This is a genomic window from Cryobacterium sp. N21 (genome assembly GCF_002929575.1).
Lineage (GTDB): Bacteria > Actinomycetota > Actinomycetes > Actinomycetales > Microbacteriaceae > Cryobacterium > Cryobacterium flavum.
The window spans coordinates 272,648-290,816 of sequence record NZ_PJJQ01000033.1; the positions used below are offsets into that span (position 1 = coordinate 272,648).

At 67.5% G+C, this 18,169-nt stretch carries 18 protein-coding genes and 1 pseudogene; 10 read left to right on the plus strand and 9 right to left on the minus strand.

From position 1 onward, the window contains the following. Position 1 precedes the first annotated feature (1 nt). The 4 genes from hpaD to CXY77_RS11575 form a co-directional block, all read right to left on the minus strand. Positions 2–1,078: a 3,4-dihydroxyphenylacetate 2,3-dioxygenase gene (gene hpaD, locus CXY77_RS11560; RefSeq protein WP_092339081.1), complete on the minus strand. Its 1,077-nt coding sequence runs from the start codon at positions 1,076–1,078 to the stop codon at positions 2–4. A 159-nt stretch (positions 1,079–1,237) separates the two neighbouring features. After that, positions 1,238–2,752, minus strand: coding sequence for a 5-carboxymethyl-2-hydroxymuconate semialdehyde dehydrogenase (hpaE, locus tag CXY77_RS11565; protein WP_104089654.1), 1,515 nt, complete (start codon positions 2,750–2,752; stop codon positions 1,238–1,240). A 2-nt stretch (positions 2,753–2,754) separates the two neighbouring features. After that, complete coding sequence (locus tag CXY77_RS11570; protein WP_104130101.1) at positions 2,755–3,462, minus strand: GntR family transcriptional regulator; 708 nt, start codon at positions 3,460–3,462, stop codon at positions 2,755–2,757. Then, positions 3,450–4,901, minus strand: a complete 1,452-nt coding sequence (locus tag CXY77_RS11575) for a fumarylacetoacetate hydrolase family protein (RefSeq protein WP_104130102.1) — start codon at positions 4,899–4,901, stop codon at positions 3,450–3,452. Before CXY77_RS11575 ends, CXY77_RS11570 begins: the two co-directional genes overlap by 13 nt. A 279-nt stretch (positions 4,902–5,180) precedes the next feature. Between CXY77_RS11575 and CXY77_RS11580 the strand changes: the two genes are divergently transcribed. From CXY77_RS11580 to CXY77_RS11615, 8 genes and pseudogenes are all read left to right on the plus strand, one after another. Further along, positions 5,181–6,662, plus strand: coding sequence for an NAD-dependent succinate-semialdehyde dehydrogenase (locus tag CXY77_RS11580; protein ID WP_104089656.1), 1,482 nt, complete (start codon positions 5,181–5,183; stop codon positions 6,660–6,662). Positions 6,663–6,915: 253 nt separating this feature from the next. Further along, entirely contained in the window at positions 6,916–7,470 is a 555-nt protein-coding gene (locus tag CXY77_RS11585; RefSeq protein WP_233197362.1) for an RNA polymerase sigma factor, read from the plus strand. Then, a complete protein-coding gene (locus CXY77_RS11590; RefSeq protein ID WP_104089658.1) occupies positions 7,457–8,284 on the plus strand; it encodes an anti-sigma factor in 828 nt (275 codons plus the stop codon). Before CXY77_RS11585 ends, CXY77_RS11590 begins: the two co-directional genes overlap by 14 nt. Positions 8,285–8,386: 102 nt before the next feature. Further along, positions 8,387–8,863: pseudogene (locus CXY77_RS21115) on the plus strand (DUF4397 domain-containing protein); the annotation flags it as partial. Positions 8,864–9,076: 213 nt separating this feature from the next. After that, on the plus strand, positions 9,077–9,697 hold the full coding sequence (locus CXY77_RS21120; protein WP_369827313.1) for a DUF4397 domain-containing protein: 621 nt from the start codon (positions 9,077–9,079) through the stop codon (positions 9,695–9,697). A 74-nt stretch (positions 9,698–9,771) separates the two neighbouring features. Further along, positions 9,772–10,578 carry an RNA methyltransferase gene (locus CXY77_RS11605; RefSeq protein ID WP_104089660.1) on the plus strand — a complete coding sequence of 269 codons (807 nt, stop codon included), beginning with the start codon at positions 9,772–9,774 and terminating at the stop codon, positions 10,576–10,578. A gap of 66 nt (positions 10,579–10,644) precedes the next feature. Then, positions 10,645–11,829 (plus strand): thiolase family protein, encoded by a 1,185-nt coding sequence (locus CXY77_RS11610; RefSeq protein ID WP_104089661.1) that lies wholly within the window; start codon positions 10,645–10,647, stop codon positions 11,827–11,829. Positions 11,830–11,872: 43 nt separating this feature from the next. Next, positions 11,873–12,655, plus strand: coding sequence for a 3-hydroxyacyl-CoA dehydrogenase (locus tag CXY77_RS11615; protein WP_104089662.1), 783 nt, complete (start codon positions 11,873–11,875; stop codon positions 12,653–12,655). Here the strand turns inward: CXY77_RS11615 and CXY77_RS11620 are convergent. Further along, on the minus strand, positions 12,615–12,959 hold the full coding sequence (locus tag CXY77_RS11620; protein ID WP_092339061.1) for a transcriptional regulator: 345 nt from the start codon (positions 12,957–12,959) through the stop codon (positions 12,615–12,617). The two genes, CXY77_RS11615 and CXY77_RS11620, sit on opposite strands and share 41 nt — an antisense overlap. Then, the gene (locus CXY77_RS11625; RefSeq protein WP_104130103.1) at positions 12,956–13,807 is read right to left on the minus strand and encodes a hypothetical protein; all 852 of its coding nucleotides are present in this window, start codon (positions 13,805–13,807) and stop codon (positions 12,956–12,958) included. The genes CXY77_RS11620 and CXY77_RS11625 overlap by 4 nt, the downstream gene beginning before the upstream one ends. Before the next feature lie 154 nt (positions 13,808–13,961). On the opposite strand from CXY77_RS11625, the gene CXY77_RS11630 reads away from it, so the two are divergent. Both CXY77_RS11630 and CXY77_RS11635 read left to right on the plus strand, forming a co-directional pair. Further along, on the plus strand, positions 13,962–14,267 hold the full coding sequence (locus tag CXY77_RS11630; protein WP_104130104.1) for a hypothetical protein: 306 nt from the start codon (positions 13,962–13,964) through the stop codon (positions 14,265–14,267). Beyond that, positions 14,267–14,560 carry a hypothetical protein gene (locus tag CXY77_RS11635; RefSeq protein WP_104089668.1) on the plus strand — a complete coding sequence of 98 codons (294 nt, stop codon included), beginning with the start codon at positions 14,267–14,269 and terminating at the stop codon, positions 14,558–14,560. The genes CXY77_RS11630 and CXY77_RS11635 overlap by 1 nt, the downstream gene beginning before the upstream one ends. Here the strand turns inward: CXY77_RS11635 and CXY77_RS11640 are convergent, their stop codons facing one another. From CXY77_RS11640 to CXY77_RS11650, 3 genes are read right to left on the minus strand one after another with little or no spacing between them, the layout of a single operon-like run. Continuing rightward, positions 14,561–15,592 (minus strand): agmatine/peptidylarginine deiminase, encoded by a 1,032-nt coding sequence (locus tag CXY77_RS11640; protein ID WP_104089669.1) that lies wholly within the window; start codon positions 15,590–15,592, stop codon positions 14,561–14,563. Beyond that, on the minus strand, positions 15,589–16,560 hold the full coding sequence (locus tag CXY77_RS11645) for a nitrilase-related carbon-nitrogen hydrolase (RefSeq protein WP_092339051.1): 972 nt from the start codon (positions 16,558–16,560) through the stop codon (positions 15,589–15,591). Before CXY77_RS11645 ends, CXY77_RS11640 begins: the two co-directional genes overlap by 4 nt. A 57-nt stretch (positions 16,561–16,617) precedes the next feature. Beyond that, positions 16,618–18,060: a helix-turn-helix domain-containing protein gene (locus CXY77_RS11650; protein WP_092339050.1), complete on the minus strand. Its 1,443-nt coding sequence runs from the start codon at positions 18,058–18,060 to the stop codon at positions 16,618–16,620. Between the last annotated feature and the right edge of the window lie 109 nt (positions 18,061–18,169).

The window sequence follows — 18,169 nt, forward strand, 5'->3', positions numbered from 1 at the left end:
TCTAGAGGGTGGTGCCGAGTTTAAAGCCGGCCAACTCGTCGTCTTTGCGAGTGTAGGAGAAACCGTCGGCGCCGACGGTCACGGCCATTTCGCTGGACTCGGTGCGCAGGGCGACCGGCTGCGGGTTGCCGTCGAGGTCGAGCACGAGCGAGGCATCCGTGTACCAGCTGGGCACGACGGGGTTGCCCCACCAGTCGCGGCGCTGGTTGTCGTGCACGTCCCAGGTGACCACGGGGTTGTCAGGGTCGCCGGTGTAGTAGTCCTGCGTGTAGATCTCGACGCGGTGGCCGTCGGGGTCGCGCAGGTACAGGTAGAACGCGTTCGAGACGCCGTGGCGGCCAGGTCCCCGCTCGATCAGGTCGCTCTGGCGCAGTGCGCCGAGCTTGTCGCAGATGTAGATGATGTTGTGCTTCTCGTGCGTCGAGAACGCGATGTGGTGCATGCGCGGCCCGTTTCCGCCGGTGAGCGCGGTGTCGTGCACGGTGTCCTTGCGGCGCATCCAGGCTGCGTAGGTGACACCGTCCGCGTCCTGAATGTCTTCGGTGACGCGAAAGCCCAGGTCCTCGAGGTATTTGCGGCCGCGGCCGACGTCGGGGGTGACCTGGTTGAAGTGGTCCAGTCGCACCAGTGCGCCCGGGCCCTGCAGGTCGTAGCGCCAGGCGAGGCGTTCCACGTGGGTAGTGGCGAAGAAGAATTCGTAGGGGAAGCCGAGCGGGTCTTCGACGCGCACGCTGTCGCCGATTCCCTTGACAAAGCCCTCGGTGCGGCGTTCGGTGCGGCAGCCGAGCTCCTTATAGTAGGCCTCGGCGAGGTCGACGTCTTCGGGGCTGCGCACCCGGAACGCCATCGCGGCGACGGCGGCAATGGGCCCCTGGCGCAGCACGAGATTGTGGTGGATGAACTCCTCGAAGCTGCGCAGGTAGATCTCGGTGTCGCTCTCCTCGGTGACGACGAGGCCGAGAATGTCGACGTAGAACTCGCGGGAGCGGGCCAGGTCGGTCACGACGATGTCCATGTAGGCGCAGCGCAGGATGTCGGGCGGGGTTGCGGCGGGGGTGGGGATCGGGCTGAGTGTCATGGGGTTCTCCTCGTTGAGGTTTCTACAGTGGATGCGTGGGGCTGGCTATCAAGACCGCCAGCGCGGGTCCTGCGGCCGGGCCCACCTTATGAACGCGGGCCCAGTTTATAAACTGGGCCCGAGGACGGGGCCCGGGCCCCGTCCCCGGGTGGTGAGGGACTAGTTGCCGCCGAAGCGGGGCGTGTGCACGGGGGCGAGTGTTATGTGCACGGCCTGCGAGTCGGTGTAGAAATCGATCGACCGGTAGCCGCCCTCGTGCCCGAGGCCGGAGGCCTTGACGCCGCCGAACGGGGTGCGCAGGTCCCGCACGTTGTGCGAGTTCAACCAGACCATGCCGGCATCGACCGCCTGGGCGAAGTTGTGGGCGCGAACGAGGTTCGTGGTCCAGATGTACGCAGCCAGCCCGTACTTCACACCGTTGGCCAGGGCGAGCGCTTCGGCATCCGTTTCAAAGGGAGTGATGGCCACAACCGGGCCGAAGATCTCTTCCTGAAAGATGCGGGCGGTGGGGGCGACATCCGCGAAGACCGTGGGGGAGACATAGTTGCCCTCCGTTAGGCCTTCCGGGCGGCCGCCGCCGGCGAGCAGTCGACCCTCGGTTTTGCCGATTTCGACGTAGCTCATGACCTTGGCGTAGTGGTCGGGGTGTACGAGCGCGCCGACCTCGGTTTTCGGGTCGTGCGGGTCGCCGACCACGATGCTCTGCGCGCGGGCGGCGTAGCGGGCGCAGAAGTCGTCGTAGATGGAGCGTTCGACCAGAATGCGGCTCGACGCGGTGCAACGCTCGCCGTTGAGGGAGAACACGCCGAACAGGGTCGAGTCGATCGCGGCGTCGAGGTCGGCGTCGGCGAAGACGACGGCGGGCGACTTGCCGCCGAGTTCCATCGATATGCCCTTGAGGTTCGCGGCGCAGTTGCGGTAGATGGTCTGGCCGGTCGTGGTCTCGCCGGTGAAAGAGATGAGCGGCACATCAGGATGCTTGACCAGCGCATCGCCGGCCTCCTCACCGATGCCGTTGACCAGGTTGAAAACCCCGTCGGGCACGCCGGCGGTGCGAAAGATCTCGGCCCAGAGGCTCGCTGACAGTGGGGTGAATTCGGCCGGTTTCAGCACGACGGTGCAGCCGGAGGCGAGCGCGGGGGCGAGCTTCCAGCTCTCCAGCATGAACGGGGTGTTCCACGGGGTGATCAGCCCGGCGACACCGACCGGCTTGCGGTTGACGTAGTTGATCTGCCGGCCCGGCACCTTGTAGGTGTCGTCGACCTGCGCCACGATCAGGTCGGCGAAGAAGCGAAAGTTCTCGGCCGCGCGCTGGGCCTGGCCGAGTGCCTGGGTGATCGGCAGTCCGGTGTCGAAGGTCTCCAGCTCGGCGAGCCGGGCGTCTTGCGCCTCGACGGCGTCGGCGATCGCGTGCAGCACGCGGGCGCGGGCGCGGGGCAGCATGCGCGGCCAGGGGCCGTTGTCGAAGGCATCTTTCGCTGCGGCGACGGCTCGCGCAATGTCGGCCTGCTGGCCGGCGGCGGCGGTGGCGTAAGTCTGGTTCGACACCGGGTCGAGCACGTCGAAGGTTTCGCCTCCGACACTGTCGACGAATTCTCCACCGATGAAATGACGGATGCTGGTGGGCAGGTCGGCGGGGACGTAGTGCGTGGTCTGGACAGACGTCTGCGTCATAGTCAGGCTCTCTTTCTCGGGGACGGTTCGGATGGTGTGTGGGGGTGATGCGATTTCTGGTACGTGAGGAAGGCATCCAGTGTGCCGGTGCGGTGGGCGCGCGCGGCCAGCTCGAGCGTGAGCGCGTCGGAGCCCGATTCGATCAGCTGCAGCAGGTTTTCGTGCTCCGACACGGAGTCGCGGGCGCGGCCGGGCACAAAGCTGAAGGTCGAGTCGCGCAGCACTTTCATGCGGTTCCACCCGCGGTGCACGAGATCGAGGATGTGCGGGTTCGGGCAGTTCTCAAACAGGATCGAGTGAAAGTCGAGGTTCAGTTCGGTGAACCGGTGTGGGTTCAAGTCTTCGAGGGAGGCGGCCATGGCCTGGTTGACCGAGCGGGCGCGTTCGATGTCGGCGGCCGTGATGAACGGTGCCGACAGCGCGGTCGCGACGCCCTCGACGACACTCAGGGTCTGCATCGTGTAGAGATATTCGGTCTCCTCGAGCATGGCGACCTGCGCGCCGACGTTGCGCTCGAAGGTGACCAGTCCCTCCGCTTCGAGGCGACGGATTGCCTCGCGCACCGGTGCGACGCTCACGCCGAGCTCCCTGCCGATTGCGCCCAGGACTAAACGGTAGCCCGGCGTGAACGTTCCGTCGGAGATGCGCGCCTTGACCCACTGATAGGCGAGTTGGGACTTGCTGACCGACGGCGCTGTTACTGCAGCCATTGCTGGTACCGTCCCTTCCACTTCGCGTTCATCGGGTACAGCCCGTCGACGCCCTCGCCGGCGGCGACCATCTCGGCGATGAAGGTTTCCTCGCGCTCCTGCTCGATCGCGTCGGTGACGACCTCCTCGATCAGGTGCGGCGGAATCACCAGGATGCCGTCGGCGTCCCCGACGATCACATCGCCCGGCTGCACGGCCGCGCCGCCGCAGGCGATGGTGAGGTCGGTGTCCCACGGCACATGCTTGCGGCCGAGCACGGCGGGATGCGCGTTGGCGAAGTAGGTGGGCATTTTCAGGGCGGTGACGGCGGCGACGTCGCGCACCCCGCCATCCGTCACCAGGCCGGCGGCGCCGTTCACCTGGGCGCGGAGGGCGAGGATATCGCCGACGGTGCCGGTGCCGGTCTCGCCGCGGGCCTCGATCACGAGCACATCGTCGGGGCGGAGGGAGTCGAAGGCGCGCTTTTGGGCGTTGTAGCCGCCGCCATGAGAGATGAAGAGGTCTTCCCGGTTGGGAATGAACCGCAGGGTGCGGGCAAGCCCGACCAGGCGCACGCTCGGCCGAGTGGACTGCAGCCCGTCGATGGAGACGTTGTTCAGGCCGCGTTTGCGCAGCTGGGAGCTGAGCGTGGCGGTGCCGACCGAGTTGATTTTCGCCTTGAGCTCGTCGGTCAGAAGTGTCTTCGTGGGCAGTCCGGCCGCCTCCGCTGATCCCCACGCCTCGGCCCGTTGCAGATCGTCGATCTTCGGGCCGGCGCCGCATTCGGCCATGGCGATCGAGCCGGCGACGACGGGCGTGACCAGTCGCCCGGTGCTGGGCGCGCCGGGCGCGGTGGGGGCATCCACTTCGACCTCGACCACGTCGCCAGGCTGCACGACGGAGGAACCGGCGGGGGTTCCGGTGAGAATCACATCGCCCGGTTCGAGGGTCATCAGCTGGGAGAGGTCGGCGACCAGACGGCCGAACCCGAAGGCCAGGTGCGCCGTGGTGTCGTTCTGCACCAACGCGCCATTGACCCACGTGCGCACCCGGAGGGCATCCGGTTGAATGTCTGTGGCGTTGATCACGGTCGGGCCGAGCGGGGTGAAGCCGTCGCCGCCCTTGGACTTCAGATTTGAGCCCTTGTCGGCGTAGCGCAGGTCGTAGACGCCGAAATCGTTGGCGGCGGTGACGCCGGAGACGGCCGCCCAGCCCTGCTCCGGGGTTACCCGACGGATGCTGTGGCCGATGATCAGGGCGATCTCGCCCTCGAAGGCGAGCAGTTCGGTGCCGGCCGGGCGTTCGATCGGGGTGCCGGAGGCGCTCACCGAGCTGCCGGGCTTCAGGAAGTATGACGGCTGTTCCGGCGTGCGGCCGCGCTGGGCAATGCGGGAGGGATAGTTGAGGTGCAGGGCGATCACCTTGCCGGGGGTGCCGGTGAATGGTGCGGGGTTCTGCATGTGATGTCCTCTCGCTGCGCTACGTGTGTATTTGAAATCATATACGATCAGTCGAAAGATGCAACCCCTTCTTCAGCGTGAGGGTGCGCCGTTACGCCCCAACCGTGCGCCGGTCGACAAGCCGGCCCTAAGGTTCGCGCGTAGCGTGGCCGCGCACCACGCCAGCATGATCGTTTCCGTGATGTTGAGCTGAACCACAAGCGCTCAGCGCCCCTGTTGGTGGGCGCAGCTAGGCTATTACCGTCAGATAGACGGGCAGACAAAGTATTGGGAGATGCAATGACGGTTGTTACCGAAGCGCCAACGAACGAATCCGAGCTGCTCGCTCGCGTCCCGAACCAGCTCTACATCAACGGCAAGTGGGTCGCCGCCACCGGCGGCCGCACCCTCAATGTCACCGACCCGGCCACCGGCCGCGTCATCAAGACCATCGCCGACGCGAGTGTGGCCGACGGCACTGCAGCCCTCGACGCCGCCGACGCCGCCCAGGCCGACTGGGCTGCGACGCCGGCCCGGGTGCGGGGTGAAATTCTGCGCCGCGCCTTCGACCTGCTGCAGGAACGCAAGCAGGAGTTCGCGCTGCTCATGACCATCGAAATGGGCAAGCCGCTGCCCGAGGCGCTCGGCGAGGTCGCCTACGGCGGCGAATTCCTGCGCTGGTTCAGCGAAGAAGCGGTGCGCATCAGCGGCCGCTACGGCACCAACCCCGAGGGCACCGGTCGTATGATCGTCACCCAGCATCCGGTGGGCCCGTGCTTTCTGATCACCCCGTGGAACTTTCCGCTCGCCATGGCGACGCGCAAAATTGCCCCGGCGCTCGCCGCCGGCTGTACCGTCGTCGTCAAGCCGGCCGCGCTCACCCCGCTAACCACCCTGCACTTCGTGGCCCTGCTCGAAGAGGCTGGCCTACCCGCGGGCGTCGTTAACGTCATCACGACGTCGCAGTCCGGCGCGGTGTCCGAACCGATCATCGCCGACCCGCGCCTTCGCAAGCTCAGCTTCACCGGGTCGACCGCGGTCGGCAAGTCGCTGATCAAGCTCTCCGCCGAGAACGTGCTGCGCACCTCGATGGAGCTCGGCGGCAATGCACCGTTCGTCGTCTTCGCCGACGCCGACCTCGACAAGGCCGTCGATGGCGCGCTCATCGCCAAGTTCCGCAACATCGGCCAGGCCTGCACAGCTGCCAACCGCTTCATCGTGCACGAGTCCGTCGCCGCCGAATTCGCCCGCCGCATCACCGAACGCGTTGAAGCGTTCCAGATCGGCCGTGGCACAGAGGCCGGCATTACCATCGGCCCGCTGATCGATGGCAAAGCCGTCGCCAAGGCCGATTCCCTGGTGCAAGACGCCCTCACCCGTGGCGCGACCCTGCTTACCGGCGGCGCCGCCATCGAGCGCGAGGGAACCTTCTATGCGCCCACGGTACTGACCGACGTCAAGGCCGGCAGCGATATTCTGCGCGACGAAATCTTCGGCCCTGTGCTGGCAATCAGCACGTTCACCGACGAAGCGGATGCCGTGCGCCTCGCCAACGACACCGAGTTCGGCTTGATCAGCTATGTGTTCACGACCGATCTCGCGCGCGGCCAGCGCATGATCGAGAAGCTACAGACCGGCATGATGGGCCTGAACACCGGTGTCGTCTCCAACGCCGCCGCACCGTTCGGCGGCGTCAAGCAGTCCGGCCTCGGCCGCGAGGGCGGGCTCGAGGGAATCCAGGAGTATCTCTCGACGAAGTACACGCTCACGCCGACGCCGTAGAGCCGTGAGCTGCGGCAGGGTGCATCCGTTTCGCCCTCGAGGAGAGAAATAGAGGAGTAAGTGGTTTCCCGCCCCGGGAAGGGCCACAGCAAGCGACGTCGGGTTTGCTGCTGTGGCCCCTTTGCTCGAGCGGGTACCGCAACCGAGTCGAAGGAAACTCACTATGCTGGTGCGCGCGGAGGTTGACACCCGGAGTGTCCGGCCGAAGCGCCCCTGCCCGGTTCGTGTTTCGGCCCGAAGGACCCACACTCACGTGAGCGCACCCACCGACGATGACGCGGCTCTGGCCCGCGCCTTTCAGGACGGTGATGAGCGTGCCCTCGCTGCGGCTTACGCGCGCTGGTCGCCCCTGGTCTTCACGATCGCCGTGCGCTCCCTCGCCAATGCGGCTGACGCCGAGGACGTCACCCAGAAGGTGTTCATTGCCGCCTGGCGGGGGCGATCCGGGTTCGACCCGGCCCGTTCCCGCCTGCCGGCCTGGTTGATCGGAATCACGAGGCATGTGGTCGCCGACACCCACGAGGCCCGTAGCCGACAGCGACGGCTAGAAGAGTCCATCGCGGCGACCATCCCCGCCCATCGGGTCGACGACAGCGTGAGCGTGGTCAACCGGGTGCTGGTCGGCGACGAAATCGACCGGCTCGAACCGGTGCCACGGCAGGTGATGCGCCTGGCCTTTTTCGACGATCTCACCCAGGTGCAGATCGCCGACAGTCTCGGGCTGCCGCTCGGCACGGTCAAGAGCCACATGCGGCGCAGCCTGACCCGCCTCCGCACCCGGCTGGAGGTGTCCGATGACTCCTATTGATGGCGCCCACATTGCCGCGGACGACCTGCACCTGCTCGCTCTGGCCGAACAGGGCGCCAGCGTCGGCGAGCGTGCCCACCTCGCTGCCTGCGCCGAGTGCGCGGAGGAGTACCTCGCCCTGCGGCAGGTCGTGCAACTTGGTCGTGCCGCCGGGTCCGATCCGCTGCTCACGCCGCCGGCGGGTGTCTGGGCGGGCATCCATGCCGAGCTCGGGCTGAGCGATACTGTGCGCAGACCGCCGTCGTTCGCGAGCACCCCTGAGTTGATGGATGCTGCGCCCCCGCCCCGCGCATCCGCTTCGCCGGTCGTCGCGTCCCTGCCGGTCGAATCGACGCCCGAATCGTTGAGCGCGCCAGCACCGGTTCGCCTGCTGCCCCGCCGCCGCTGGGTGCCGTTCGCGGCGGCCGCCGGCGTGATCGGCCTGGTCGGCGGCATCGCCATCGGTGTCGCGAGTACCACCGGCCCGCCGCCCGAGCAGGTCGTGGCCGAAGCAGCCCTGGACGCCCTGCCCGGCTGGACCGCGAGCGGCTCGGCCCGGGTCGAGCAGGCCGCCGACGGCCGCCGCTCGGTTGTGGTCGACCTCGACGCGGCAGCCATCCCGGGCTCGGGCCTGCGCGAGGTCTGGCTGCTCAAAGCGGATGCCTCCAGCCTGGTCAGCATCGGTTTCCTCGACGGTTCCACCGGCCGCTTCACCATCCCGGCGAGCGTCGACCTCACCCAGTACCCGCTGGTCGACGTGTCGGCCGAACCCGCCGACGGCGACCCGGCCCACTCCGGTGACTCGATCGTGCGCGGAGCGCTGCACAGACTCTGATTGCGAAATACTTGCTGCCGATGCATCCGAAACGCGCCCGGCCGGAGAAGTTGTTACCAGGAAGGCACAGCCGCCTTCCGTAACGACCCACTGGAGGTAGCAATGCGCAAGTCCCTCGCCGTCGGAATCTCCGCCGGCCTTCTCGTCGCCCTCGCCGGGCTCGCGCCGGCGCAGGCGGCCGTGCCGGCAGCATCCGCTTCGCCGGATACGGCATCCGTCTCGGTGCTGCACGCCATTCCCGGGCTGACCCTCGACATCTCGGTCGACGGCCGCGTCGTCGTCGACGACTTCATGCCGGGAACCCTGCTCGGCCCGCTGAAGATCGCGGCCGGCACCCACACCGTCGACATCTCCGCGTCGAACCCGCTCGAGGTGGGCGTGGGCGCGAACGGCGTTCCGCTGCCCGCGATTGCGATCAGTGGTTCAACCACCGTGACGGTCACGGCCAATCGAAGCTTCACGGCCGTGGCCCACCTGAGTGACGCCGGCCTCCCCACCGCAACCCTGTTCAACGACGACACCACGCCGCTGGCGCCCGGGCAGGGTCGCCTGACAGTGCGGCACGTTGCGGCCGCACCCGCCGTTGACGTGCTCGCGAACGGCGCGGTCGCCGTCGCCGGCCTGACCAACCCGTCGCAGGCCGTGCTCGACCTGCCGGTCGGCTCAATCAGCGCCGTCGTTGCCGCCGCCGGAACCACCGCGCCGCTGCTCGGCCCGGCCGACGTCACGATCGCCCCGCGCACCAACACCATCGTCTATGCCTGGGGGAGTCTCGCCGACAGCAACCTCGCATTGTTCGTGCAGACGGTGCGCACGCGGGCCGCAGCGCCGGCATCCGTTTCGGTGCTGCACGCCGTTCCGGGCGTCATGGTCGACGTCTACGTCGACAACACCAAGGTCATCGACGACTTCGAACCCGGCACCCTTACGAAGACGTTCCGAATTCCGGCCGGCAGCTACACCCTCGCCATCACCGCAGCGGATGCCCCCGACGCGAGCGCTCCGGTGATCGGCCCGGTCGATCTCGTGGTTGCGTCCGGTATGAACTACACGGCTGTCGCCCACCTGAGTGAGGCCGGAGTTCCGACCGCTGCCCTGTTCACCAACGACACCTCGGCGCCCGGCGCCGGCCAGGGTCGGCTCACGGTTCGTCACGTCGCGGCCGCACCCGCCGTGGACGTGCTGGCCAACGGTGCCCCGGCCATCACCGGTCTGACCAATCCGAACGAGTCAGTGCTCGTGCTGCCGGTCGGCACCATCTCGGCTGCGGTTGCCGCTGCCGGAACGACCGCAGCGCTCATCGGCCCGGCCGATGTGGTCATCGCCAAGAGAACCAACACGATCGTCTACGCCTGGGGCAGTCTCGCCGACGGTACCCTCGCGCTCGCCGTGCAGACGGTGGCCACGAAGTAATCCGAGCCACACGTGCAGCAGAACTCCCGCAGGCTTCGGCCTGCGGGAGTTCTGCCTTTCACTAGACTTTGCGGATGCCTCTGATCGCGATCGACGACCTGAGCGACCCGCGACTTGTCGACTACGCCCACCTCACCGATGTCGCGCTCAAGAAAGCCCGCGGCACCGAGCACGGCCTCTACATCGCCGAATCGGCCCTTGTGCTTGAGCGCGCGCTGCGCGCAGGTCACATTCCGCGGTCGGTGCTGGCGCTCGGCAATACGGCTGATGAAGCACTCGCGGTGCTCGGCGACTACGCGGCCGAGGTTCCGGTGTTCGTCGGCCCAGGAGAAATGCTCGCCGACCTCACCGGGTACATTCTGCATCGCGGCCTGATCGCGTCGATGAACCGGCCCGCGCTGCCCAGCGCCGACACCCTGCTAGCCGGTGCGCGCCGCATCGTGATCCTCGAAAACGTCTCGGACCCGACCAACGTCGGCGCCATCTTCCGCTCGGCCGGTGCCATTGGAGCGGATGCAATTCTGGTCACACCGCGCTGCTCCGACCCGTTCTACCGCCGCGCCATTCGCGTGTCGATGGGCACGGTGCTGCAGGTGCCGTGGACCCGCGTCGGGGACTGGACCGACACCCGCGCCCTGCTCACCCGGCACGGCTTTCACGTGGCCGCCCTCGCGCTGACGCCCGATGCGGTCAGCCTGCGCGACTTCGACGGCACCAGCCACGAGCGCCTGGCCCTGCTGCTCGGCGCCGAGGGGGAGGGGCTCACGCCCGATGCGCTCGCCGCGTCGGACAGCGTCGTGCAGATTCCGATGAAGCACGGCATCGACTCGCTCAACGTCGCCGCAGCGAGCGCCGTCGCGATGTGGGCGCTGTCCGGGTAACGCTCGGCGGGCATCCGCTCACCGTCCGGTGGGCACGCGCCCGCCGAGCGGGCCTAGGCTGGGGTCATGAGCAATGAGGCTGTCATCATCGACGTTCTGCGCACCCCCTCGGGCCGGGGGAAGCCCGGGGGAGCCCTCGACGGCATCCATCCGGCCGACCTCCTGGCCACCGTGCTGCACGAACTGGTCAACCGTAACAACCTCGACCCGGCACTGATCGACGACGTCATCGGCGGCTGCGTCAGCCAGGCCGGAGAACAGGGGAACAACGTGACCCGCACCGCCCTGCTCAGCGCCGGATTTCCGCACACTGTACCCGGCACCACCATCGACCGCCAGTGCGGGTCCAGCCAGCAGGCCGCCACCTTTGCCGCCCAGGCCGTGATGAGCGGCAACGCCGACGTCGTCATCGCCTGCGGCGTTGAATCGATGAGCCGGGTGCCGCTCGGTTCCACGGCCGGCGGACAGGACCCGTTCGGCACCCTCATGCACGAGCGTTACCCCGACGGCCTGGTCAACCAGGGAGTGTCCGCAGAGCTCATCAACCAGAAATGGAATCTCGGCCGCGACGCCCTCGACAACTACGCGGCCCGCTCGCACCGGCTCGCCGCAGCGGCCGCCGAACGAGGCGACTTCGGTGGCGAAATCGTGGCCGTCACCCGGCCAGACGGCAGCGTCTTCAGCGAGGACGAAACCATCCGCCCCGGCACCTCGCACGCCGGGCTCGCCAACCTGCGCCCCGCCTATCGCACCGACGCGCTCGCCGCCCGGTTTCCGAAGCTTGGCTGGCATGTCACGGCCGGCAACTCGTCCCCGCTCACCGACGGCGCCTCGGCGACCCTGATTATGAGCGCCAAGCGGGCCGCGCAGCTCGGCCTGAACCCCCGCGCCCGCTTCCATAGCTTCACCGTTGTGGGAAGCGATCCGATGCTCATGCTGACCGGCGTGATTCCGGCGACCCAGCGCATCCTCGCGCGGGCTGGCCTCGGCATCGACGACATCGACGCCTACGAGATCAACGAGGCGTTCGCGAGCGTGCCGCTGGCCTGGCTGCGCGAGACTGGTGCTGATCCCGACTGCCTCAACCCGCGCGGCGGTGCCATCGCCCTCGGCCACGCGCTCGGTTCCTCGGGCACCCGACTGCTTGGCACCCTGCTCAACCACCTCGAAATGACCGGCGGTCGTTGGGGCCTGCAGGCCATGTGCGAGGGCGGCGGCATGGCCAATGCCACCCTGATTGAGCGGCTCTAATGCGCGATTTCGCGATTGTCACACCTTTGATGGAAAGGCTCTAATGCAGATTGACGGATGCTCCGCCCTCATTACCGGAGGCGCCTCCGGCCTCGGCTTGGCCTGCGTTCGCACGCTGCACGAGGCCGGGGCCTTCGTGGTGCTGCTCGATCTGCCGGGCGCGCCCGGCGAACAAATCGCGGCCTCCCTAGGCGACCGCGCCCGGTTCGTAGCCGGCGACGTCACGAGCGCGGGCGACGTGCAGAGTGCCGTCGACGCCGCAGTGGTGCACGGGCCGCTGCGCATCGTGATCAACTGTGCCGGCATCGCGCCCGGCGCTCGCACAGTCGGCCGCGACGGCCCACTGCCGCTCGAGGACTTTGAGCGGGCCATCCGCATCAACCTCGTCGGTACCTTCAACGTCGTGCGCTTGGCCGCCGCCGCAATGCAACGCACCGAACCCGCGGGCAACCAGGACCGTCAGGGCGGCGCTGAACGCGGCGTCATCGTGAACACGGCCTCCGTCGCCGCATTCGACGGTCAGATCGGGCAGGCTGCCTATGCCGCGTCCAAGGGCGGCGTCGCAGCGATGACCCTGCCGCTGGCTCGCGAATTCGCGCAGAGCCTGATTCGGGTGATGTCGATTGCACCCGGCATCTTCGACACCCCCATGCTGCAGGGGCTGCCGCAGCCGGTGCGGGACTCCCTCGGCGCCCAGGTGCCGCATCCCTCCCGGCTCGGTGACCCGACTGAGTTTGCTTTCCTGGTGCGGCATATCATCGAGAATCCCATGCTCAATGGAGAAACTATCCGTCTTGACGGGGCGATTCGGATGCAGCCGAAGTAGTCAGCCCGCCGGCGATGGCCTGCAGGGCGCTGACGTGCACGCGCATGGCTGCCCGGCCACTTAGGGTCGCCCGAAGCCAGGTGCGCGGACGGTTGGCCACGTATCCCTTGCGCACGCCAACATAGCCCGCCGCCCTAAGGGTCGCGATGGCCTTGCTGAGCGCCGAATCGTCGGTCTCGAGCAACTGGCGCAGCGTCGCGAAGTCGATCTCGGCTTCAGGCCCGAGCGCGGCCATGAGCGAGAAGCGCAGGGGGGTCAGCAGCGCGTCGTCGAGCCCATGGCGCGGATGGCGCCGCTCGGTCATGACCGTGCGCCGCGAACGGCCGCGACCACCAGCGGCGCGGCCACGAGCATTCCTCCGACCACGCCGACCAGCGGCGTGTTCCACGGGGTGCGGGCGAGCACGACGGCCAGGGTGACCAGCAGGGTGAACGAGAGGGCGTAGGCGGTCCATTCGCGGGTGCTCCACGCGGCTCCGAGGCTGGGCAGTCCCCAGCGGGACGAGAACAGGGCGAGCAGCACGATCAACACGGTGATGAGGCCGAGACCGGTGAGAGCGAACCCGTTGAAGGCCGCGAGCATGCCGGTGAGTCCGAGATAGAGGCCGAGACTCGCGGTCATGATCCGGGCGGGCCGGCCCGGTTCGGTGTGTGCGACCGTCGTAGCTGGCGGGTCCGCCCGGCGGGCCGATTTCAGGCCCAACCAGACCATTGGAACGGCCGGTGCGGCGGCAGCGACGAGGTTGAAGCCCCATGGATAGCTCACGCCGAAAACACTCAGCACGGCAAGAGCGAGGAACGGAATCAGCCCAATCAGGGTGAAGACGAGGTAAGGCCGATGCGCGCGCAGAACGCGCACCCGATCGCGCACTCCCATGACCAGCTGCGTGAGTACGAGAAAGGGAATGAGTAAGACGTTGGCGTAGGCATAGCCGCCAGATGCTGCTCCCGACACAGCCTCCTGCGTCTGGTTGCCGAACAGCAGCAGGAATGCGCTGATGTAGATGAACATCGCAGCCGCGATACCGCACTGCGTCCGGGCCAATACCCGATGGTCGACAGCGCCGTCGGCCCGGGCGCTCGCGACGGCGCCGGCCTCGAGCAAGCGCGCGGCTCCCGCTGCATCGAGACGGTCCGTGTCGTTCGGCTTCATGGTGGTTCCTCGCTTCACGCCGGTGCAGCGAGCGGGTGCCGCGCCATGGCTCTGCTGGAAGGCTAGCAGGTACTTTCCAAATAGAAAGTAACGCGTGACCGGCGTTACCCTGCGGTTAGGCTTGTAGAAACGACTCGTCAGGGGGCACGACCGCATGGCAGTGATATTCGGCGCGATTTTCGTTTTGTCCGGGTTCGCCTGTGGCATCGTTTACGCGGTCTGGCTGTCCCGCGCCAACGCCGGGGTCGTGATCCCGCTGATGCGCACGGCCCCGACCCAGCCACGGGCATCCACTTTGTTGAATATCGGTGCGGTCGTCCTGGTGATCTGGGGTGCCAACCTCATGACGGCCGAGGTCGGCCCCTGGGCGTTCGTGCTGCTCATCATCGCCGTTCTGGTGCCGTTCAACCTCGTGCGGTTCTGGCATAATCGGCAGGTCGCTGCAGGCGTACAGCGCTGATGGAGCTTCTGCTCGGCGTCGTTCTCATTGCTATCTCGACGGCCCTCGGTCTCGTGGAAGCCTCGAGGATATCGGGGCCGAACCGTGGCTCGGGAACCTTCGTGAAATTCAAGGGGCGCCAGCGGCTTCCAGCATTGGTCTGGAGAATGCTCCAGATCGCACTCCTGGTCTCCGGCGTCGGGATCCTGCAGAACGAGCTTGGTGAGTGGGCCTATCTGATTTTCGGGATCGTTCTCGTTCTGCCGCTCATCTTCGGCTTGTGGCGCAACGCGCGTCGGCCGGCTGACGCCTGATCAGGCCCGCAGTGCAGACGGCTGCTGCTGCGTGATGCAGTGGATGCCGCCGCCGCGCGCGAACAACGGCCGCGCGTCGACCGACACGACCCGTCGCCCCGGGTAAGCGGCGGCGAGCAGGTCGCGGGCTATGGCATCGGCCCGTTCCTCACCGAAGCTGCAGGCAATGACGCCGCCGTTGACCACGAGGTGGTTGACGTAGTTGTAGTCGACGAAGCCCTCGTCGTCGCGCAGCACGGCGGGCGCCGGCAGATCGATAATGGTGAACGAGCGCCCGGCCGCATCGTGTTCGGCGGCCAGGAGGGCCCGGAAATCGCGGGTCAGCGGGTAGTCGGGATGCCCTGGATCGTTCTGCGCGTGCAGCAGAATCGTGCCCGGCGACGAGATCGTGGCGACCATATCGATGTGCCCGCGGGTGCCGAACCGGGCTTGGTCGCGGGTGAGACCGCGCGGCAGCCAGACGACGTGCTCGGCACCGATCGTGCGGCGGAATTCTGCTTCGACGTCGGCGGTCGTGGTGCCGGGGTTACGTCCGGGGTCAAGCTGCACGCTCTCCGTCGCCAGCACTGTGCCCGCGCCGTCGACGTGGATGCCGCCGCCCTCGTTCACGAGCGACGACGTTACGAGGGCTGCGCCGGCGGCATCCGCTACAAACCGACCGACCGACTCGTCTTTGTCCCAGCTGGCCCAGTCCTGGCCGCCCCAGCCGTTGAAGGTCCAGTCGACGGCGCCGAGCCGGCCATCCGCGTCGTGCACGAAGCTCGGACCGATGTCGCGCATCCAACTGTCGTTCAGCTCGGCTTCCACGACCTCGATCTCGCTACTCAGATAGCGGACAGCGTCGGCGCGGGCGGCCGGGTCGACGACCATGGTCACCGGCTCGAAGTCGGCGATCGCATGGGCGACGGCGGTCCAGGTGCGGCGTGCCTCGTGCGCGTCGGCTGCGGTGTCCCCGAGGGTGTAGCCGCCAGCCGGAAAAGCCATCCAGACCCGGTCCTGCGGCGCGGTTTCGGCCGGCATGCGCCAGGTCATGCGCGCGCCGATCCAAACGGATGCGCCGGGTCGACCGCCGCCGTCAGCGCCGCGTAGCTGTCGGGCCGGCGGGTGGACAGGAATGGGAACAGGGTGAGCCACTCCTCGCGCTGCGTCAGATCGAGGTCGGCCACGAGCGCCACGGATTCGCCGCGCGGTGCCTGCACCAGCACGCGTCCGAACGGATCGGAGATGAACGAGGAACCGTAAAAGGTGAGGTCGCCCTCGTCGCCGTGCCGGTTGGGCACGACCATGAACAGTCCGCTGGTGATGCCGTTGGCCACGATGACCTGCTGCCAGATCGGCTGGGTGTCGAACTTCGGAAAAAGCGGCTCAGAGCCGATCGCGGTGGGGTAGGCGAGAATCTCGGCACCGCCGAGCCCGTACAGTCGGGAGACTTCGGGAAACCATTCGTCCCAGCAGGTCGGCAGACCGAGGCGGGAACCCGCCACCTCGTAGACCGGGTAGGCGTCTTCGGCGGGACCCGGCCGAAAATAGGTGTCCTCGTAGTACCCCGCCGTGACCGGAATGTGCGTTTTGCGGGTGCGGCCGAGCAGCTCGCCGGTCGGCGATACGAGAATGGCCGTGTTGTAGCCGCGCGGGTCGTTCGGTTCGTCGGTGTCAGCCGGCCGTTCGAACAGGGACGCGTGCACGATGACATTGTGCAGCCGCGCCTGGGCCGCGGCGAATTCGTAGGTGGGGCCGGTCAGGAGCGGCTCGGAATCCGCTTTGGGAATTCCTGTAGCCCGCACGTTGCCGGGGTATTTGCTGAGGGTCAGTTCGGGCAGAAAGACGATGCGCGCGCCGGCTTCAGCCGCCAAACGGATGCCGTCGGCCAGCTCTGTCTCGAGCGTCGCCGCCTCGGCGTGCCAGCGATGCTGCACGAGGCCGACGCGCAGGGGGAGGCGGTCGGGCTCGCTGGCCCGGGTGGGCGACGCGGGGCTGGACGGGGCCTCGATCAGGCGCATGCGGTTCTCCTGTGAACTCTAAGCGGTCAACTACCTGCTTCAAACTATATGGTCCCGTTACTCCGCGGCGTGCGCCTCCAGAAACGCGTACACCTCGGAGTCGTCGACACCCGGAAACGTGCCGGACGGCAACGGCGACAGAACGTGCGCGTGCAGCCGGGCGCTCGGCCAGGCCCGGCCGGCCCAGCGCGCGGCGGCATCCGAGTTGGGGCGGCGGCAGCATGACTCGTCTGGACAGCGTGACACCGTGCGTTGGGTGGTCTCGCGCCCGCGAAACCACTTGGCCTGCGCGAACGGAACGCCGACGCTGATCGAGAACTCGCCGGCATCCGTTGACCCGGTCTGGGTGGCCGACCAGAACGTGCCGGCGGGGGTGTCGGTGTACTGGTAGAACTCGGTGGTGCGGTTGGTGTGGGTGAAGGCGCTGCGGGCGCTCCACTGCTTGCAGACGTACTGGCCCTCGATCGACCCGGTGACGTCGACCGGAAACGGTAGGTCGTCGTTTTCGTACCCCTTCTGCAGGGCGCCGTCGCCGTTGACCCGCAGAAAGTGCAGCGTCATGTCGAGGTGACTCGTGGCGAGGTTGGTCAGGCGCAACGCTGCCGCCTCGTGGGTGACGCCGAAGGTGTCGCGAAAGTCCTCGACCGACAGCTCGCGTTCCTGCTTGGCGTTGGAGAGAAAGGCGACGGATGCCTCGCGCGGCATCAAACACGCCGCCGCGAAATAGTTGATCTCAAGTCGTTGCCACAGGAACTCGGCGTAGCTGCCCGGCCGTTCGTGCCCGAGCAATCGGTGGCCCATCGCCTGCAACGCCATCGACCGCAGTCCGTGCCCGCCGGGAATCGAGGCCGGCGGCAGGTAGATGCGGCCGTTGGCGAGGTCGGTGACCGACCGGGTGGAGTTGGGCAGATCGTTCACGTAGATCAGGTTGAAACCGAGCTGATCGGCCATAACGCTCACCTCGCGGTGCGTGAGCGCGCCGGAGATGTGGCCGCTCGCGCGCACCCGTTCCTCCACGAGCTCTTCGATGGCCGGCAGGTAGTTGCCCTGCTCGCGCATCCGCTCGCGCAATTCCGTATTGGCGCGGCGGGCCTCCTCCGGGGTGGCGATGGCCTCGCTGGCCCGGCGGGACAGCTCGCGGTGCAGGCCGAGCAGCGATTCGATCGCGGGCAGCGGCATCCCCTTGGTCACTTTCACGACCGGCAGGCCGAGCGCGCCGTAGAGCGGATTCTTCTGCGCCCGGTCGAGTTCGATCTCGAGCGCCGCCCGATTGTTCGGCGCTTCCCGGCGCAGCAGCTCGGCCAGGTCGACCGACAGCGCGGTCGCGAGTTCCTGCAGCGTCGAGAGTTTTGGCTCCCGGCGGCCGTTCTCGATCAGTGACAGCTGGCTGCCCGCGAGACTGACCCGCTCACCGAGTTGGTCGAGCGTGAGGCCGCGTTCGCTTCGAAAATGGCGGATGCGATGGCCGAGGGTGATCAGATCAGAAGCTTGAGGCGACATTCCTTAACAATATCTAAAGAATGAACATTCTTAACTGGCAATATCGCCGGTTCTCGTCTGCAGAGGGGAGCATCCTTGATTTGTGGCCGAAATTATGGCCGTACGCAAC

Coding starts and splice junctions, on each gene's coding strand:
- hpaD (WP_092339081.1), bottom strand. CDS start 1,078: ATGACACTCAGCCCGATCCCCACCCCCGCCGCAACCCCGCCCGACATC.
- hpaE (WP_104089654.1), bottom strand. CDS start 2,752: ATGACGCAGACGTCTGTCCAGACCACGCACTACGTCCCCGCCGACCTG.
- CXY77_RS11570 (WP_104130101.1), bottom strand. CDS start 3,462: ATGGCTGCAGTAACAGCGCCGTCGGTCAGCAAGTCCCAACTCGCCTAT.
- CXY77_RS11575 (WP_104130102.1), bottom strand. CDS start 4,901: ATGCAGAACCCCGCACCATTCACCGGCACCCCCGGCAAGGTGATCGCC.
- CXY77_RS11580 (WP_104089656.1), top strand. CDS start 5,181: ATGACGGTTGTTACCGAAGCGCCAACGAACGAATCCGAGCTGCTCGCT.
- CXY77_RS11590 (WP_104089658.1), top strand. CDS start 7,457: ATGACTCCTATTGATGGCGCCCACATTGCCGCGGACGACCTGCACCTG.
- CXY77_RS11605 (WP_104089660.1), top strand. CDS start 9,772: ATGCCTCTGATCGCGATCGACGACCTGAGCGACCCGCGACTTGTCGAC.
- CXY77_RS11610 (WP_104089661.1), top strand. CDS start 10,645: ATGAGCAATGAGGCTGTCATCATCGACGTTCTGCGCACCCCCTCGGGC.
- CXY77_RS11615 (WP_104089662.1), top strand. CDS start 11,873: ATGCAGATTGACGGATGCTCCGCCCTCATTACCGGAGGCGCCTCCGGC.
- CXY77_RS11620 (WP_092339061.1), bottom strand. CDS start 12,959: ATGACCGAGCGGCGCCATCCGCGCCATGGGCTCGACGACGCGCTGCTG.
- CXY77_RS11625 (WP_104130103.1), bottom strand. CDS start 13,807: ATGAAGCCGAACGACACGGACCGTCTCGATGCAGCGGGAGCCGCGCGC.
- CXY77_RS11630 (WP_104130104.1), top strand. CDS start 13,962: ATGGCAGTGATATTCGGCGCGATTTTCGTTTTGTCCGGGTTCGCCTGT.
- CXY77_RS11635 (WP_104089668.1), top strand. CDS start 14,267: ATGGAGCTTCTGCTCGGCGTCGTTCTCATTGCTATCTCGACGGCCCTC.
- CXY77_RS11640 (WP_104089669.1), bottom strand. CDS start 15,592: ATGACCTGGCGCATGCCGGCCGAAACCGCGCCGCAGGACCGGGTCTGG.
- CXY77_RS11645 (WP_092339051.1), bottom strand. CDS start 16,560: ATGCGCCTGATCGAGGCCCCGTCCAGCCCCGCGTCGCCCACCCGGGCC.
- CXY77_RS11650 (WP_092339050.1), bottom strand. CDS start 18,060: ATGTCGCCTCAAGCTTCTGATCTGATCACCCTCGGCCATCGCATCCGC.